General features: G+C 61.0%; 15 protein-coding genes and 2 tRNA genes. 11 read left to right on the plus strand and 6 right to left on the minus strand.

Features of this window, described 5'->3' with window-relative positions; all coding sequences use genetic code 11:
- The 4 genes from EZV60_RS19075 to acmB form a co-directional block, all read left to right on the plus strand.
- On the plus strand, window positions 1-1,606 hold a 1,606-nt coding region (locus EZV60_RS19075), incomplete at its 5' end, for a hypothetical protein (RefSeq protein ID WP_167853496.1).
- A gap of 467 nt (window positions 1,607-2,073) precedes the next feature.
- Window positions 2,074-2,958 (plus strand): class I SAM-dependent methyltransferase, encoded by an 885-nt coding sequence (locus tag EZV60_RS09170; protein ID WP_210115076.1) that lies wholly within the window; start codon window positions 2,074-2,076, stop codon window positions 2,956-2,958.
- 110 nt (window positions 2,959-3,068) lie between these two features.
- Window positions 3,069-3,497 (plus strand): GFA family protein, encoded by a 429-nt coding sequence (locus EZV60_RS09175; protein ID WP_135504708.1) that lies wholly within the window; start codon window positions 3,069-3,071, stop codon window positions 3,495-3,497.
- 225 nt (window positions 3,498-3,722) lie between these two features.
- A complete protein-coding gene (gene acmB / locus EZV60_RS09180; protein ID WP_135504710.1) occupies window positions 3,723-4,916 on the plus strand; it encodes a methyl acetate hydrolase AcmB in 1,194 nt (397 codons plus the stop codon).
- Between the two features lie 1,184 nt (window positions 4,917-6,100).
- On the opposite strand, the gene EZV60_RS09185 is transcribed toward acmB, so the two are convergent.
- Window positions 6,101-6,176: transfer RNA gene (locus tag EZV60_RS09185), tRNA-Val, on the minus strand.
- A gap of 133 nt (window positions 6,177-6,309) precedes the next feature.
- On the opposite strand from EZV60_RS09185, the gene EZV60_RS09190 reads away from it, so the two are divergent.
- The gene (locus tag EZV60_RS09190) at window positions 6,310-6,657 is read left to right on the plus strand and encodes a hypothetical protein (protein ID WP_135504712.1); all 348 of its coding nucleotides are present in this window, start codon (window positions 6,310-6,312) and stop codon (window positions 6,655-6,657) included.
- A 39-nt stretch (window positions 6,658-6,696) separates the two neighbouring features.
- On the opposite strand, the gene EZV60_RS09195 is transcribed toward EZV60_RS09190, so the two are convergent.
- The 3 genes from EZV60_RS09195 to EZV60_RS09205 all read right to left on the minus strand — a co-directional run bounded on the left by EZV60_RS09195 (window position 6,697) and on the right by EZV60_RS09205 (window position 7,915).
- Window positions 6,697-7,290 carry a histidine phosphatase family protein gene (locus tag EZV60_RS09195; RefSeq protein ID WP_135504714.1) on the minus strand — a complete coding sequence of 198 codons (594 nt, stop codon included), beginning with the start codon at window positions 7,288-7,290 and terminating at the stop codon, window positions 6,697-6,699.
- 73 nt (window positions 7,291-7,363) lie between these two features.
- Window positions 7,364-7,438 (minus strand) — tRNA-Val (locus tag EZV60_RS09200).
- A 93-nt stretch (window positions 7,439-7,531) separates the two neighbouring features.
- Window positions 7,532-7,915 carry an HU family DNA-binding protein gene (locus EZV60_RS09205; RefSeq protein ID WP_135504716.1) on the minus strand — a complete coding sequence of 128 codons (384 nt, stop codon included), beginning with the start codon at window positions 7,913-7,915 and terminating at the stop codon, window positions 7,532-7,534.
- 150 nt (window positions 7,916-8,065) lie between these two features.
- On the opposite strand from EZV60_RS09205, the gene EZV60_RS09210 reads away from it, so the two are divergent.
- The 3 genes from EZV60_RS09210 to EZV60_RS09220 all read left to right on the plus strand — a co-directional run bounded on the left by EZV60_RS09210 (window position 8,066) and on the right by EZV60_RS09220 (window position 9,204).
- Window positions 8,066-8,266: a hypothetical protein gene (locus EZV60_RS09210; protein WP_135504718.1), complete on the plus strand. Its 201-nt coding sequence runs from the start codon at window positions 8,066-8,068 to the stop codon at window positions 8,264-8,266.
- A 178-nt stretch (window positions 8,267-8,444) separates the two neighbouring features.
- Window positions 8,445-9,011 (plus strand): calcium-binding protein, encoded by a 567-nt coding sequence (locus EZV60_RS09215; RefSeq protein WP_135504720.1) that lies wholly within the window; start codon window positions 8,445-8,447, stop codon window positions 9,009-9,011.
- The gene (locus EZV60_RS09220) at window positions 8,908-9,204 is read left to right on the plus strand and encodes a hypothetical protein (protein WP_135504722.1); all 297 of its coding nucleotides are present in this window, start codon (window positions 8,908-8,910) and stop codon (window positions 9,202-9,204) included. Before EZV60_RS09215 ends, EZV60_RS09220 begins: the two co-directional genes overlap by 104 nt.
- Before the next feature lie 68 nt (window positions 9,205-9,272).
- Here EZV60_RS09220 and lon read toward each other — a convergent pair whose 3' ends face one another.
- Window positions 9,273-11,681, minus strand: a complete 2,409-nt coding sequence (lon, locus tag EZV60_RS09225) for an endopeptidase La (protein WP_135504724.1) — start codon at window positions 11,679-11,681, stop codon at window positions 9,273-9,275.
- Window positions 11,682-12,111: 430 nt separating this feature from the next.
- On the opposite strand from lon, the gene EZV60_RS09230 reads away from it, so the two are divergent.
- A complete protein-coding gene (locus EZV60_RS09230; RefSeq protein WP_135504726.1) occupies window positions 12,112-12,993 on the plus strand; it encodes a hypothetical protein in 882 nt (293 codons plus the stop codon).
- Window positions 12,994-13,058: 65 nt separating this feature from the next.
- Window positions 13,059-14,075, plus strand: coding sequence for a TauD/TfdA dioxygenase family protein (locus tag EZV60_RS09235; protein ID WP_135504728.1), 1,017 nt, complete (start codon window positions 13,059-13,061; stop codon window positions 14,073-14,075).
- A gap of 69 nt (window positions 14,076-14,144) precedes the next feature.
- On the opposite strand, the gene tgt is transcribed toward EZV60_RS09235, so the two are convergent.
- On the minus strand, window positions 14,145-15,269 hold the full coding sequence (gene tgt, locus EZV60_RS09240; protein ID WP_135504730.1) for a tRNA guanosine(34) transglycosylase Tgt: 1,125 nt from the start codon (window positions 15,267-15,269) through the stop codon (window positions 14,145-14,147).
- A 143-nt stretch (window positions 15,270-15,412) separates the two neighbouring features.
- Here tgt and EZV60_RS09245 point away from each other — a divergent pair, with 143 nt between their 5' ends.
- Entirely contained in the window at window positions 15,413-16,249 is an 837-nt protein-coding gene (locus EZV60_RS09245; protein ID WP_135504732.1) for a class I SAM-dependent methyltransferase, read from the plus strand.

The following is a 16,249-nucleotide window of genomic DNA, read 5'->3' on the forward strand; positions in this document are numbered from 1 at the left end:
TCTCTACACGCATGCTTCTCTTGGCCTTCCCAGAAACGAGATGGAAGAGGAGCGAGAGCCTGACTTAGTCGTAATCGATGAAGGCTTTCTGAGCAGTATGGTGGGTGACTTCCCAAAGGTATCCGCAGAAGATGTTCGGAGACACATCAAGCACGATTCATACCGTTATCTGGGTAGGTGGATTGTCGATGCATTAGCTGACGAGGATGGGGCAAGGTGTTTCGAGCTATTAAAAGATAATGGTGTCACGAAGGAAGACCTGAGCGAGATCGACCTGTCGGCGATTGCTCCGAGTGTTTCGTTTGAACCAGAGTCCGACCGCCCTGCGAGCCTGCCGTCAGCGAAGACATGCAACGCTCTGAGGGGGTTGATCCGCGTGCTTCGAGAGGAATGGGACTTGCCACACCGGACGTCTCCAGCACGTCTCTGGTACGACGCTGACAGCAATGAGGTCACAGTATGCCGAAGGAAAGAGCTTAGGATAAATGACCGAACACCCGTCTTGTTGCTGGATGCGACAGCGGACCCGCTCTTGTTGGACGAGTTGTTGCCGTTCACTGACTTCAGTCGGATAGACGTGCGCCAGAACGCCATTGTTGTTCAGGTTTACGACCAAACCGGCAGCAATACGTTTTGGAACGAAAACGAAGACAAGGTCGAACAGCTTGTTGAAGTGCTGAAGGCTTGGGTCTCTAGTGGTGAGAGGCCGTTACTGATTTCTCATAAGCCTCTGGCCGCAAGACTTCGGACAATGAATCTGGAAGGCGTAAAGGTGGGCCACTTCGGGGGCATAAGAGGGAGTAACGAGTTTGAATATTGCACGGTGGTCTTCATTACCGGTCGGAACTCGCCGCCCGCTGCACTTGTAGAACAGCAAGCCAGAGCAATCTTCTGGGAAGCTGAGCCACCTTTGGTATTCGAGGACACCAGCGATCACTTGCCTTTGATGCTTCAGGGATATTGGCAGTCCGAGAAGAACCAGCAGCCTCAGTCTGGGGTTTTGATTAACGTGTTTCGGGACCCAAGGATTGCTGCAGTCCATCAACAGATTAGGGAAGCAGAGACAATCCAAGCCATAGCGCGCCTGAGGTTAGTCTGGGCTGAGCACCCGAAGTACGTTTTCATGCTGGGCAACTTGCCTGTTGAGCTACCAGTGGACCGCCTGCGTACCGCAAGTGATATGTTTCCCGATAGGCTTGAACTGGAGTTGCTGAAGGACGGTCATATCCCTCTGACAGCTAGGAGTTTGAGAAAGCTGAAACCAGACCTTTGCACCAGCGAAGATGCGGCAAGGATGATGTTAAGCAGGTCCAACGTTACCGATCCGACCGCACTCGATTTTCTCACTCCGCAGATGAAAGCTCTGGCCACCAAAGCTACTTATCGTGCCGGTGATCCACGCCTCACTGAACATACCCATTTGTTTCTGCCGACGTGCATCGAGCCTCTCGAAGAAGGGAGCCATGTTCTGTTTGACGGGACTGTTGGCAATTTTCGGGACCTCAGCGAGATCGAGGCGCTCTTGGAGGAAGGCTGGGGGGAGGGCAACGTGCAAGACTTGCGCATCGACGGGTGGGCAGCAGACGGGACAGAGGTAGACCCGTGATCCTTAAACGAACAAAGTCCTATAAGTATCCTATAGCTTCTTGTTCGGTTAACGGTTGATTCAGGTGTCCCGACTTGGCAATCCGGCTTTCCCTTGGCGGCACGGCATGAACAACAAAAGGTAAAAGAGCAGACATTCACGGCGAGTTGCGTCAAGTTCTGCTGTGCGGACAAACCATCCGGTCCGTCATCATAATTCGAGCTGTGTTATCGGCCCAAAGCGGACCTTCGGCAACGCCTCCACGACCGCGACCACGCCTGTAAAGCTAGATCTGAGGGACAGCTATGGGCAGTGGCATCACATGAAGCACGGTCCAAGCGGCGTTGCGCATTAGGCGAGTCCTTGCGCAGAAGGCGAGGCGTCGATGCCTGCATAGATGAGTTTACTGGACAGTTGGATGCAAGCGACCGACATCTGTGCCGTTCGTTGACTTGGCATTGCTGTGCTAAACTCGTGACAGGCTTACTTTGGAGGGCGCAATGGTACTTGATGAATCAGACGATACGGACTTTGTGAAATTCTGGAACGCGGTTTTAGAGCCCAAGTTCACCAAGTACCGACATATTCTCCAGGGAGGCCTCTCGCGTCATTCAGCAGCCGTATTGCCAAATTTGCCCTTAGTTAAGGGCATGAAGGTTCTCGACGTGGGCTGTGGTTGGGGCGACATGTCTGTTCAGGTTGCCGAGATCGTGGGGCCCGAAGGGCACGTCGTCGGTATTGACTGCGTGGATGCCTTCCTCGAGGAGGCGCGCGCGGACGCAGCGGCCAAGGGGCTGGATAATGTCGAGTTCCGTCGCGGGGATGCTGAAATCGCTCTGCCTGAAAACGCGTTCGATTACGTCATTGCCAGATTCGGCACGATGTTCTTTGCAAACCCGGTCGCCGCTCTGCGCCGGATGCGCCTTGCACTCCGACCCGGCGGGCAAATGACCCACATCGTCTGGCGGCGCCGCGAGGACAATCCGGCCTGGCAGGCAGCAAAGGACATCACCCTTCGCCACCTTCCCCCGCCCGGCGATGATGCAGACACATGCGGCCCGGGTCCTTTCTCGATGGGCAATCAGGAAATGGTCACGGCCATGATGGAAAGTGCAGGATATGAAGACATCGTCTTTGCGCGCGTCGACGAGAAAATCATGGTCGGAACGTCACCTCAGGAATGCATCGATTTTGCACTTGCCGTGGGTCCGGCAGGCGAGGTCTTTCGCGAGGCTGGCGCGGAACTCGCAGATGCAAAACGATCCGAGATCGAAGCGGACATGAGAGACTTTTTCGAAAGCCAGGAAATAGATGAAACAGGCATTTGGGTGCCCACATCGTCTTGGGTCATTTCGGCGCGCAATCCTGCTTGAGCCATGGATTGCTTGCTGGGCGGGAGCATTCGATGGCCTGCAAGCAAAATACGAAACGACGCCAACCTGTGATACCTTGCGCATAGCCATAAGAACTGGGGAGGACAAAAATGGCCGATTCACATAAAGGACAGTGTTTTTGCGGGGCCGTCGAAATCGAGGTTACGGGAGAACCGGCTGGCATGGGATACTGCCATTGCGAGAGCTGCCGACACTGGTCCGCAGGCCCGGTCAATGCCTTCACGCTCTGGGAACCCGAAAAGGTCAAGGTGACGAAGGGCGAGGAGCATTTGCAACAATACAATAAAACGGAAAACACTGACCGGAAGTGGTGCGCCAAGTGCGGCGGTCACGTCATGTCCGGACATCCTGGCCTGAAGCTTGTGGATGTGTACGCAGCAATCATACCTGATCTCGCGTTCAAGCCGGGCCTGCATGTAAACTACTCCGAAACGGTGTTGCCCATGAAGGATGGCCTGCCCAAGATGAAGGACTTCCCGGCAGAGTTCGGCGGATCCGGTGAGGAAATGCCGGAGTAAGCGCCACGGGTGCGACGTCGCCCCTGTCAGGTTGCACGGGACTTGGCGCTCTTTGATGTCGCGAGCCGGTCCGTATCGTCTGGCCGCGCGGAAACGATTTTCTGCAGGCCAGCTCGATCTGGGTCGGGTCCGCGACATGAAATTCAGTCGCCTGCAATCGGCAACCAACAGACCTCGTTGGGAGGCAAAACAAGCTACCACCCCCTTTTAGATCAGGAGACGATCATGGCGGATCTCAAAACAGCCTGTGACACGATCTTGTCCGATGCCGTAAATGGCCCACTGCGCGTTCCTGGTGTGGTTGCCATGGTGACGAACCAAGACCGGGATATTTACTCGGGGGTCATGGGTGATCGGCGGATCGATGGTCCAGCCATGACCGAAGATACCGTCTTTGCGATATTTTCAACGACCAAGGCGATTACAGCGACAGTCGCACTGCAATGCGTTGAGGAAGGTCTGCTCGACCTGGATGCACCTGCAGCGACCTACGCCCCCTGGATCGCCAAGCTTCAGGTGATCGAGGGGTTTGGCGACGACGGTTCGCCAATACTTCGCGCGCCGCGAAACGAAATCACGACCAGGCAGCTTCTGCTGCATACGGCCGGCTTCGGATATGACTTTTTCAACAAGACTTACCAACGCCTCGTAGAAGAGCATGGGCAACCCTCTGTCGTGACAGCCTTGCGCGCCAGTCTCGAAACACCCTTGCTGTTCGATCCCGGTGACCGCTGGGAGTACGGAACCGGCATGGACTGGGTAGGACAGGTGGTCGAGGGCGTGCGCGGCAAAAGGCTGGGCAAGGTTATTCAGGATCGTGTCTTCGACCCACTCGGGATGCAGGATGTCGCGTTCACGCGCACCGACGACATGAAGTCGCGCACCGCGACCATTCATGCCCGAGGCCCGGACGACGGCCTTACGCCCATGGATGACTTCGCTCTTCCTGACGACCCGGAGATCGACATGGGCGGGCACGGGCTCTACGGAACAATCCCTGAATACATGAAGTTCATCCGCATGTGGCTGAACGATGGGCGGGGACCGAATGGGCCTGTGCTCAAACCCGACACAGTTGAGTGGGCTGTGAAGGGCTCTCTGGTGCCGCCACAACAGGTCAAGATGTTACCGGGGGTTAACCCGTCTCTTTCGAATGATGCCGATTTCTTCCCCGGGCTTGCCAAGGATTGGTCCTACCCGTTCATGGTGAACCTGGAAGAGGCGCCAACCGGTCGGCCTGCGGGGTCATTGGGGTGGGCCGGCTTGGCTAATTGCTTTTTCTGGATCGACCTGAAAAATCGATTGGGAGGGTTCTGGGCAACGCAGGTCTTGCCCTTTGCAGATCCGGTCTCGTTTAGCGCCTTCATGGATTTTGAAACCGCGGTATATAGAGCGACTAAAAACATTAGTGCACCTTGATGTCGTTAGACGGGAGTGAAACAGAATCTTTGATTAGGTCTCAATTTCGATCAGAAGCCCAACCTTCGGCGCGTTGGGACAAAATCACCCACGGACCCGACGCCATCATCTGAGCCTTTTGGTCTGGGATATCAGTGTTGAACGACCGCTTTTCTGCTAGATTTGAGTTCCATTAGTTTCCGAAGCGAAGGACTAGGAGGCGCCCGGCCTTACTCATGACAGGTAAGCCCGTTTACGCCCGCTTGAAGGTACGCTCGTTGGAGTTCGTCACCGGATGCCGCAACTGCAGAGAACGACTGCTAACCGTCCTTTTGGACGAATGCTGCGGTTCACAGCAACGACTGGCCTGGGCTCACAGCTGCCAATCGCTGCATATCGCCTGAATGACCGCAATCAGCGCCCCTCCGGCTAAGGCCCGGATATTTGTGCAACACCTCTGCAGAGACTCTCTGCCGGTTGCTTGCAGCACGCTCTGATTCCACCTCATGAAAATGTTCTGCCAAGGCCGTCATTTGGGGATCGAACTATGTCTAGCGTTGTGGTCTTAATTGGTTTGTTCACCGTTGCTGGGCTCCTGATTGCTTTGATCACGACTTCGGATAGGGATCGTGTCTGACGGGCATACTCTGCAACGGTTCAAGTGTCCGCAGTTGCTTTGGAATACAGCTCCACAAACACGACTTGCTCCACGCTAGGACTGTCTTAAAAGCGTCCTGCCCAAAGTGATTTACAAACCCCTAGCCCCCATCTCTGGCAGAGGCTGTCTACATAATACCGGGATACCCCCAGTGGCCCATGCCTACCCCCTGCAGTTCCCGTGGTCTCTTCGGCTTGTCGCTCAAGGCTACTGGCAAGCAGATATCGGACTGATCACAAGGGGAATAAGGCGCAATAAGCTGTTAGGTGCTGGGTAGCCTGAGGGCCAGTTCTGGCAGTTTTCTGAGTTCCAAGTATCGGTAAAGCTGAGTACACTCAAACCATAGGTGTCCTTGAAGACAACCGATAGCGCTTTGACGACGCCAGATTCGGGCCACCGTCGGAGCTTCAGGGTCATTTTCGCATAACAAAACACGCGTCCGTTAGCTTGTTCGACAAAAATGGTACACAAATCCAGTGCGAAACGGTACACATTTGCAGACCTAAAAGCCGCGAGACCCAGCAAAACTAGGGATTCAGGAAATTCATGGTGGGCGGTGAGGGACTCGAACCCCCGACATCTTCGGTGTAAACGAAGCGCTCTACCAACTGAGCTAACCGCCCGCTGCGCGCGCTTTAGCAAATCGCACACGGCGCGCGCAAGGCCTGATGCGTCGGGCACGCGATGACACCTATGTGTTGTGTCGCGGAGAAATATCCCTAAAAGTCCCGCCCGGGGAAAAGTCGGATTTCGAACATGTCTGTCTGGTTGCTGATTCTCGGCTTGCCGCTCGCGGTCTACCTCGCTCTGGCGGTTCTACCGGTCGGGCGTCCTGCTTTCCTCGTCAGCCTCGGCTTTACGGCTTTGCTCGGCCTCGCGTGGCTAGCCTTTGCCTATGATATCGCCGGGTTCGCGGGGCGCGAAGGCCCGCGCGGCGCCTACACGCTGGTCGCGCTCAGCGGGCTGAGCGTTGCCGTGGCCCTTGGCGCCAGCCTTCAGGCGCTGCGCCTGCGCCTGCCGGGCGGGTGGCCGGCTTGGGTCTGGCCGCTTTGCGTGGTGCTGGCGCTGATTGCTGTTGCGATACCGCTCATGCGCACATTCTGACGAAAAGCGCGTCCCCGACCCGGCGGGTCAGGATCCGTGTCAGGCCACGGGAGGGGCGATGACCCGCGCCGTGCCCTGCCGCAGATGGTGCACCACCCCCTGCCCGCCCGGCACCGACCCCAGCGCCTCGAGCGCGCGGCCCAACGCAAGACAGCGCAGCATGCGCGACGTGACGCCGTGGGTGACGATCACCGCCGGCCTGTCGAGCGCCGCCAGGAACGCGGTCAACCGCGCCGCCATCTCCTCCAGCCGCTCACAGCCCGGGCCCGTGAATTTCCACAGATGCGGATCGCGTGCTTCCTGCGCCTCAGGGATCTCGGCCACACGCCGCCCCTGCCACGCGCCGAGATCGATCTCGAAAAGCGCGGGATCGGTTTCTATGAGCGGGCCCAGCCCATCGGCCGCAATCCGCGCCGTGTGCAACGCGCGGCCCGAGGGGCTTGAGATCACGCGCAGGTCATGCGGCAGCGCGGCGGAGCGCAGGATCGACCCCTGCGCCCTGGCCTGCGCCATGCCCTGCGCCGTCAGCGGGCTGTCCAGGCGTCCCTGCAGACGGTCCTCGACATTCCATTCGGTCTGGCCGTGGCGCAGAATCCAAAGTTCGGGCAGGCGAAGGGGCTGGTCTGGGGTCATGGCGCGGGCTTTGGCAAGGTCGTGTCCGGCCGGGCCATCCAAGGCGCGGCGCGCAGGCGATAAAGGGCGGACATGGTGGGCGATAGAAGATTCGAACTTCTGACATCTTCGATGTGAACGAAGCGCTCTACCACTGAGCTAATCGCCCGCCGGGGCGTTATCTAGCGCCACTTCCAAAGCGACGCAACACCAAAGGAGAGCGCTTTGGCGCGGGGGCCCGAAAAAACCGCCGCAGCCCCGATCACTCGGCGTCGCTGTCCGCGCCGGTCTCGGCCGAACCGGCCGCGCCGGGCTTTTTCTGGCGGATCTTGACGACGGTCACCCGCGCATTCGGCGTGTCCTTGGTGCGCTGCTGTTTGAGCTTGCCGAATGGCTCGAGGTTGAGTTCGCGGCCCTCCGCGATCGCCTCGCCTAGCACTTCCATCATCGCCTCTACCACGGGCTTGACCTGGTTCTTGTTCATGTCGCACCGGTCGGCCACGAGTTGCAGCAATTCGCGCTTCTTGAGGTCGGATGCCGCGCCATCGGGCTTGGTTTCGGTCACCACACCCGGGTCCGGCACATCCGGTCTGGGGCCTGCGGGCAATGCTGTGACCTTGCTTTTGACGGTGCTCGATTTTGCCATTCTGAACCTTTTTCGTTGTGCTCATGGCAGCGCCGCGCGCTACTGTTGTCACAATACCCCATGCCGGATCAATTGCCAGCGACGAGTTGACCTGTCGCCACACGCGCAGTTATTACCTGAAAAGATACCAATTTTCGGGGAAGTGAAGCCGTGAAGAAACTCATTCCTGTCATCGCCTTGGCCGCGCTTGTCGCCGCCGAGCCCGCGCTGGCCGCCTCTTTGGGAGAGCCTGCAATGTCCTCCGACGTCGTCGCCGCCGATGCGGCGAACTACACGCTCGACAAGACCGACGGTCTGATCCTGACCGTGGCCTATATCGTGCTGTTCATGCTTGCAGGCGGCGCGCTTTAAACCGCAGCGCTTGCCGATAGCGACCCGTTGATCACCCCGCTTGCCGCGCAAGCGGGGCATTTCGCGTTTTGAACCGGTGTCGTGATCCCAACAGCGTTTTTGAACCCCCGCACCGTCCCGCGCGACCCAAGGGACAGACCATGAGACGGTTCATGGCCGACAGCGGAGCAATGGCGCAATGTCCTATATTTATGGAACCAACGGCGACAACTGGCTTTTTGGCACCTCGCAGAACAATCAGATCAACGGCTTTGGCGGCCATGACCGCCTTTACGGCGGCTACGGCAACGACACGCTTTCGGGCGGCGCGGGCAATGACAGCCTTAATGGTGGCTCGGGCTATGACACGTTCTATGCCAGCACCGGGCAGGACGAATATTATGGCGGCGCGGGCAACGACGCGTTCATGTTCTCCTTCGGCTTCGACGCCCCCGCGCGGATCGACGGCGGCACCGGGCGCGACACGCTCGATTACAGCTGGGCCTCGGAGGGTCAGTTCATCTATCTCGACGCGCCTCATGTCTTCCTCGTCGAGGATGCGCGCGGTTCGTCCTTCGACGACCACATGATCGGCACGCAACAATTGGCCAACCGGCTGGAAGGCGAGGGCGGCAATGACACGATCTTTGGTCTTGCAGAGGATGACACGCTTCTGGGCGGCGCGGGGAACGATCAGCGATTTCAACACGCTCGAGGGCGACCAGATCCGCATTTCGATCACCTGGCGCGACTTCGGCACGCATGACACGACCTTTATCGGCGGCGCGGCCTTTACCGGCGCGGGCAAGGAGGTGCGCGTCACCCGCGATCCAAACGATTTCTTCCGCGCGATCGTCAGCATCGACAGCGATGGCGACCGGCGCACGGACGGCCATATCGTGGTGGAAATGACGCATTTCTTCGACCTGCCGGGGGCCGAGGATTTCGTTCTGATCTGAGGCCCGCGCCACAACGAAAAAGGCGCCCCGTTCTCGGGACGCCTTCGGTGTTTTCGCTGGAACAGGGATCAGTGCGCGACCGCGCCCTGCCCGTCTTGACCTTTCATCGCCGTCTCGGCGGCGGCGGCCTCTTCGGCGGCCTCGTCCCACTCGACCGGCTCGGGCGTCTTGACCAGCGCCAGCTTGAGCACATCGCGCACATGCTCGACCGGAATGATCTTGAGCCCTTCCTTGACGTTGTCAGGGATCTCGGCGAGGTCCTTCTCGTTTTCCTGCGGAATAAGCACCGTCTTGATGCCGCCCCGCAACGCCGCGAGAAGCTTTTCCTTCAGACCGCCGATCGGCAGCGCGTTGCCGCGCAGCGTCACCTCGCCGGTCATCGCGATATCCTTGCGCACCGGGATCCCGGTCAGCACCGAGACGATGGAGGTCACCATCGCAAGGCCCGCGCTCGGCCCGTCCTTGGGCGTCGCGCCCTCGGGCACGTGCACGTGGATGTCCCACTTTTCAAAGCGCGGCGGTTTGACCCCGATTTCGGGCGCGATGGACCGCACGTAAGAGCTGGCCGCGTCGATCGATTCCTTCATCACGTCGCCCAGCGTGCCGGTGGTCTTCATCCGGCCCTTGCCCGGCAGGCGCAGCGCCTCGATGTTCAAAAGCTCGCCCCCGACCGAGGTATAGGCAAGGCCCGTGACAACCCCCACCTGATCCTTCTCCTCGGCCAGACCGTACTTGAACTTCTTCACGCCAAGGAAATCGGCGATGTTGTCCGCGGTGACATGCACCTCGGTCGCCTCTTTCTTGATGATCTTGGTCAGCGCCTTGCGCGCCACCTTGCCGATCTCACGCTCAAGGTTCCGCACGCCGGCCTCACGGGTGTAATGCCGGATGATCGCGGTCAGCGCAGAGTCATCGAGGCTGAATTCTTTCTGCTTCAGCCCGTGGTTCTTGATCTGCTTGGGCAGCAGATGCTGCTTGGCGATCTCGCGCTTTTCGTCCTCGGTGTAGCCCGCCAGCGGAATGATCTCCATCCGGTCCAGGAGCGGCCCGGGCATGTTGTAGGAGTTCGCCGTGGTCAGGAACATCACGTTCGAGAGGTCGTATTCCACCTCCAGATAGTGATCGACGAAGGTGCTGTTCTGCTCGGGGTCGAGCACCTCAAGCATGGCCGAGGCCGGATCGCCGCGGAAATCCTGCCCCATCTTGTCGATCTCATCGAGCAGGATCAGCGGATTCGTCGTCTTGGCCTTTTTCAGCGCCTGAATGATCTTGCCCGGCATGGAACCAATATATGTCCGGCGATGGCCGCGGATCTCGGATTCATCCCGCACGCCGCCAAGCGAAATGCGGATGAATTCGCGCCCCGTCGCCTTGGCAACGGACTCACCCAGGCTCGTCTTGCCCACACCCGGCGGGCCGACAAGGCACATGATCGGGCCCTTCAGCTTTTTCGACCGCTGCTGTACGGCAAGGTATTCGACGATCCGCTCCTTGACCTTCTCAAGGCCATAGTGGTCCTTGTCCAGAATGTCCTGCGCCCGGCTCAAATCCTTCTTCACGCGGGATTTCACCCCCCACGGAATTGACAGCATCCAGTCGAGATAGTTGCGCACCACCGTGGCCTCGGCGCTCATCGGGCTCATGTTCTTGAGCTTCTTGAGCTCGCCCTCGGCCTTTTCCTTGGCTTCCTTGCTGAGCTTGGTAGTGGCGATCTTTTCTTCGAGTTCGGCAATCTCGCCTTCGCCCTCTTCGCCGTCGCCAAGCTCCTTCTGAATGGCCTTCATCTGCTCATTCAGATAGTATTCGCGCTGCGTGCGCTCCATCTGGGACTTCACGCGCGTCTTGATCTTCTTCTCGACCTGCAGAACGCTCATTTCGCCCTGCATCAGGCCATATACCTTCTCAAGCCGCTCGCTCACGCTCAGCGTTTCCAGAAGCTCCTGCTTCTGCGCCACTTCGATGCCCAGATGGCCCGACACCAGATCGGCCAGCTTCGCGGCATCGTCCGCCTCCGTCACGGCGGCCAGCGCCTCGTCGGGGATGTTCTTCTTGACCTTGGCGTAGCGTGCGAACTCATCCGTCACGGTCCGCAAAAGCGCTGTGATCGTCGCCGCGTCGCCCGGCATTTCCTGCAGGTATTCCGCACGCGCCTCGAAGAAGTTCTCGTTCTCAAGGTAGTCGGTGATCTTCACTCGCGCGACGCCCTCGACCAGCACCTTTACGGTACCATCGGGCAGCTTCAGCAGTTGCAGGACATTGGCCAGCACGCCGGTCTTATAGATCCCGTCGGCAACGGGGTCGTCCTCGCCCGGGTCGATCTGGCTCGACAGCAGGATCTGCTTGTCATCCTGCATCACCTCCTCCAGCGCGCGCACCGATTTCTCGCGGCCCACAAAGAGGGGCACGATCATGTGCGGAAACACCACGATGTCCCGCAGCGGCAGCACCGGGTAAGAGGCGTTGAGTGGGTCTTGCATGCTCGTTTTCCTGTTCTAGCAAGAAGGCACCGGTCCCGCGTCTGCAGCAACCCCGGCCTTCTCCGTTTCGCTTCCGGATATTTGGGGCTCTCGGGACCCCATTTCAACCGCGCTCCGCGCAGAATGCCCCTTGCGCGCAGGCAGGGCAAGCCGCAATTCCCGCCCGCGCGCGTCGCGCTCAGGCCAGCATCAGCGCCGCCAGAACCGCCACACCCGCCCAGCTTGCCGTGAAAATCGCATAGGCCATGACCCAATCCTCCTGCCAGTTTTGCCTCTATGCGTCGGGCTTAGGCGGCAAAGGGTTCACAATCTCTCAAAGGACGCGGGCGCGATCCTAAGAATTGTCGTCAAAGCGCCCCGACACGATCCGCGCGTCGCCCAAATCGGGTGTTAGACGGCCAAGGCTACTTACACGCGAAAGGACCCGCCCGTGTTCGCCCGTCTTGCCCGCCAGTACCGCCGCTTTTTGCTCGGCTCGGTCCTGTTGACACTCATCATGGGCGTCGCGGTGCTCAACGGTCTGGTAGATCCCGGCGCGCTCGATCCGCCGCCCGCCACGCCACTCATCGGCGTGCTTGCCTGGCTCATCCTGCTCGTTCTGCTGATCGGAACGCCGATCCTTGTCTTCGGCCTGTTTCTGCCCGGGCTTCTGCCGCTGGGAGAGATCTGGCTTCTCGCGCTGCTCGGCCTGACGCTGATCGACCCGCTGATCCGGGGCGCGATGACGGCGCTCGGCCTGCCCGGCTGGGCCTATTGCCTGGTGCTCTTCACCGCCTTCCTCGTGACCGAGCGCAGCCTTTACGGCCCGTGGTTCGCGCGGCTGGGCCGCCGCGACATGCGCCCGCGCAGCAAGACCCTGATCCTGCCCGGCACGCCAGAGACGCTCTGGCCCGCGCTGGTGCCCGACCCGTCTCATGCGGGGCGCTACTACTGGCCGGGCGCCAGTTTTCTCGCGCCGAACGACGACAGCGGTGCGGACATGATCCTCTGCCTGCCCCGACGGATGGGCGCCAAGGACACGCTTTACGAGATCCATGTCGATGCCTGCCGCGCTCAGCGCGACATACGCTATCGCGCCCTGCCGCGCCCCGGCACGCAGGACCCCGCGCAGGCGGTGTCGATCACCCTGACACCCGTGACCGACACCGAGACGCGCGTCACCTTCACCCGACAGCTTCTGGACGTACCCGCCGGGCAACGGCTTTTCCTCTGGCTCACGCATGACTTTCGCGACAGCTGCGCCAGCCTGCGCGCGCGGCTTTCCGGCCGGCCGGACCGCAGCCTGCAGGGTGCGCAGATGCTTCGCACCTGACCGGCCCCTCCTTTAACTGCGGCACCTCCTCACCTAGGTCGAAGGGAGACACTTAGGAGGACCAATTGCCCGGAAGCCCGACACGCTCTCCCGAAATCGACGCAAAGAACGCCGCCCTGATCGAGGAAGCAGGCGCCACCATCACGCCGCTCGATCCCATCGGCACCGAGGTGCGCGGCCTCGATCTCGCCTCGGACACGCCCCCGCCGCGCCCGGTGCTCGACGCGCTGGAACTGGAAATGGCGCGCCGCGGCTTTCTCGTGTTCAAGAACGACCGCGAACTGGGGCACGAGGATTTTCTGAAGGCCAGCTGCTGGTGGGGCGGGCGCGACCTGCACAGCACCCATGGTGTGCATCCCGAAACGCCGGACGGCAATCCGCATATCTTCCGCCTTTCGAACGACCGCCGCCATGGCATCCCCGATGTCGGGCCGCAATGGCACAATGACGGCAGTTTCCTGCCTGCCACCTTTTCGCATTCCGGCTATCATATCATCCGCCCGGCCGAGCACGGCGGCGGCACGCATTTCGCTCATCAGGGTCTGGCCTTCGCGGCCCTGCCAAAGGCCACGCAAGAGCGCTGGCAAAGGCTGTCCTCGGTCAATTCCGCCTCGGGCGTCGTGCATCCGATGGTGCATGAGCATCCCCTGACCGGAGAACCCTGCATCTGGCTGCATCTGGGCATGACCGGCGCCATCATCGAAAAACTGCCCGACGCGGACGGCTTCCGCCTGCTCGACGCGGATGAGATGAAATCGGTCTGCCACGCCTATAACGACATTCTCAATGCCGGGCTGGACCACGGCTATGCCACGGCGTTCGAGTACAGCCGGAACGACTGCGTCTTCATCGACAATCTGGCCATCGCCCACCGCGCCGCGCCCGAGGCGCATAGGCCCGCCGAGCAGCAGGGCCTGCGCATCATGCACCGCAGCACGGTCCGCGGGGTTCACGACCTCGCCCCGCGCCACGGCCTGCCGCAATACGCCAGGATCGACGGCCCGAATCCGACTGGACAAGGCGTCTGGCAGGGCGGCGATGTCGGGTTCCGCTGGGACGACCATATTCCGATGCGAAACTAGTCTCCGGGACGGCGGGCGGGGCGACCCGCCCCGAGGCTGGAGCGCCGGACCGCCGTCACACCGACAGCGTCAGAGCGGCGGGATATCCCCGTCGGCACGGCCCGCGTGAAACGCGGCCTCCCATTCGGCAAAACGGCCGTCAGCGATGGCCCCGCGCATCCCCGCCATGATCTCCTGATAGTAACGCAGGTTATGCCAGGTCAGCAGCATCGAACTGATAATCTCCTGGCTGCGGAAGACGTGGTGCAGATAGGCTCGTGAATAATTCCGGCAGGCCGGACAGCCGCACGTCTCGTCCAAAGGCCTCGGGTCGTCCTGATGCCGTGCATTCTTGATGTTGACCACACCGGCCCTGGTAAACGCCTGTCCGGTCCGCCCCGAGCGTGACGGCAACACGCAATCCATCATGTCCACGCCACGCTTCACCGCGCCCACGATATCGTCGGGCTTGCCCACCCCCATCAGGTAGCGCGGGCGGTCCTGCGGCAGATACCCGGTGGCATAGTCCAGCACGCCGAACATGGCCTCCTGCCCCTCGCCCACGGCCAGCCCGCCGATGGCGTAGCCGTCAAAACCGATCTCCACCAGCGCCTTGGCACTCTCCTCGCGCAGCTCCTGCGTGACGCCGCCCTGCATGATCCCGAAAAGCGCGTGCCCGGGCCGGTCGCCGAAGGCGGCCTTCGACCGTTCCGCCCACCGCATGCTGAGCCGCATCGCGCGCGCCACCTCCGGGTCTTCGGCGGGAAGCGCCGGGCATTCGTCGAAACACATCACGATATCCGAGCCCAGAAGCGCCTGGATCTCCATGGATCGCTCGGGCGTCAGCGCGTGCTTGGACCCATCGATATGGCTCTTGAAGGTCACGCCCTCTTCGTCGAGCTTTCTCAGCCCCGCAAGGCTCATCACCTGAAAGCCGCCGCTATCGGTCAGGATCGGGCGCTCCCAGTTCATGAACTTGTGCAAGCCGCCCAGCCGGGCAATCCGCTCTGCCGTGGGGCGCAGCATCAGGTGATAGGTGTTGCCCAGCAGGATATCCGCGCCCGTCTCGCGCACGCTTTCGGGCAGCATCGCCTTCACCGTCGCCGCCGTGCCCACCGGCATGAAGGCCGGCGTGCGCACCTCGCCGCGCGGCGTGCGCAGCACCCCGGTGCGCGCGTGGCCGTCCTGCGCCAGTTTTTCGAAGGTCACCCGCACCTGCTTGCCCCGTCTTAGCTTCGCCTCGGGCGTCTCCTTACTGCGCTTTGCCCGCCGGTGCAAAAGCCAATCCGATTGTGCGCGCGCCCGGCCCGGTGTATCCCGGACCGGCCCGCTATCGCCGCCTCAGGAAAGCCCCGGACATGCCCCCTAAGGACAAATCGGCCTATTCCCGCACCTGGGACGCGTATGTCACCAAGTCGTTTCCCAGGATCAAGGCCGGCCCGCCCCACCAGGCCGAGAACCTGCAGCCCTGGCAGGTTCTGAACACGACCGATGCGGAATACACCTGGCCCGGCGACGAATGGGGCGACGCCCGCGCGGTCGCGCAGATCCTCGACACGTGCGTCGCGCCTTATCTCGGTGCGGCGCCGCAGGCGATCTGCGAAATCGCCTCGGGCGGCGGGCGTTTCACGCAGGCGCTTCTTGACCGGTATCCGGATACGCGCCTTCATTGTTTTGACATCTCGCAGGCCTTTCTCGACCAGATGCAGCGCCGCTTCGCCGACGAAATCGCCCTGGGCCGGGTCCGCACGCACCGCCTGACCGACCGGCCCGCGCTGATGTTCAAGACGCTCGAAAAGGCCGGTCTGCGCAGAACGCTCGACGCCGTGGTGTCCTTCGATGCGATGGTGCATGTGGAACTGCACAGCGTGCTGATCTATGTCGCCACCGCCGCCGCGACGCTAAAGCCCGGGGGGCTTTTGGCGATGAATGTCGCCGACGGGGCCAACCCGCGTGCGTTTGAGAAACTGCTCTGCAACGCGCCCGGCGCGTTCCGCCTTGGCGGACAGGCCGGCCCCCATTTCCAGTTCATGTCGCGCGAGATCGTGGACACCATGCTGTCCCGTATGGGGTTCGTCTACGACCTGCACGACTGCAACGGGCGCGATCTTTTCTTCTCCGCCCGTCTGGACGATCCCGAGGCCGCGCCCCGCGCGTTCAAGGACGCAGGATCAAACTGGTTGCCCGCGGCCTGA

It is taken from the genome of Roseovarius aestuariivivens (genome assembly GCF_004761875.1).
GTDB lineage: Bacteria > Pseudomonadota > Alphaproteobacteria > Rhodobacterales > Rhodobacteraceae > Roseovarius > Roseovarius aestuariivivens.

Coding starts and splice junctions, on each gene's coding strand:
- EZV60_RS09175 (WP_135504708.1), top strand. CDS start 3,069: ATGGCCGATTCACATAAAGGACAGTGTTTTTGCGGGGCCGTCGAAATC.
- acmB (WP_135504710.1), top strand. CDS start 3,723: ATGGCGGATCTCAAAACAGCCTGTGACACGATCTTGTCCGATGCCGTA.
- EZV60_RS09190 (WP_135504712.1), top strand. CDS start 6,310: ATGTCTGTCTGGTTGCTGATTCTCGGCTTGCCGCTCGCGGTCTACCTC.
- EZV60_RS09195 (WP_135504714.1), bottom strand. CDS start 7,290: ATGACCCCAGACCAGCCCCTTCGCCTGCCCGAACTTTGGATTCTGCGC.
- EZV60_RS09205 (WP_135504716.1), bottom strand. CDS start 7,915: ATGGCAAAATCGAGCACCGTCAAAAGCAAGGTCACAGCATTGCCCGCA.
- EZV60_RS09215 (WP_135504720.1), top strand. CDS start 8,445: ATGTCCTATATTTATGGAACCAACGGCGACAACTGGCTTTTTGGCACC.
- EZV60_RS09220 (WP_135504722.1), top strand. CDS start 8,908: ATGACACGCTTCTGGGCGGCGCGGGGAACGATCAGCGATTTCAACACG.
- lon (WP_135504724.1), bottom strand. CDS start 11,681: ATGCAAGACCCACTCAACGCCTCTTACCCGGTGCTGCCGCTGCGGGAC.
- EZV60_RS09245 (WP_135504732.1), top strand. CDS start 15,413: ATGCCCCCTAAGGACAAATCGGCCTATTCCCGCACCTGGGACGCGTAT.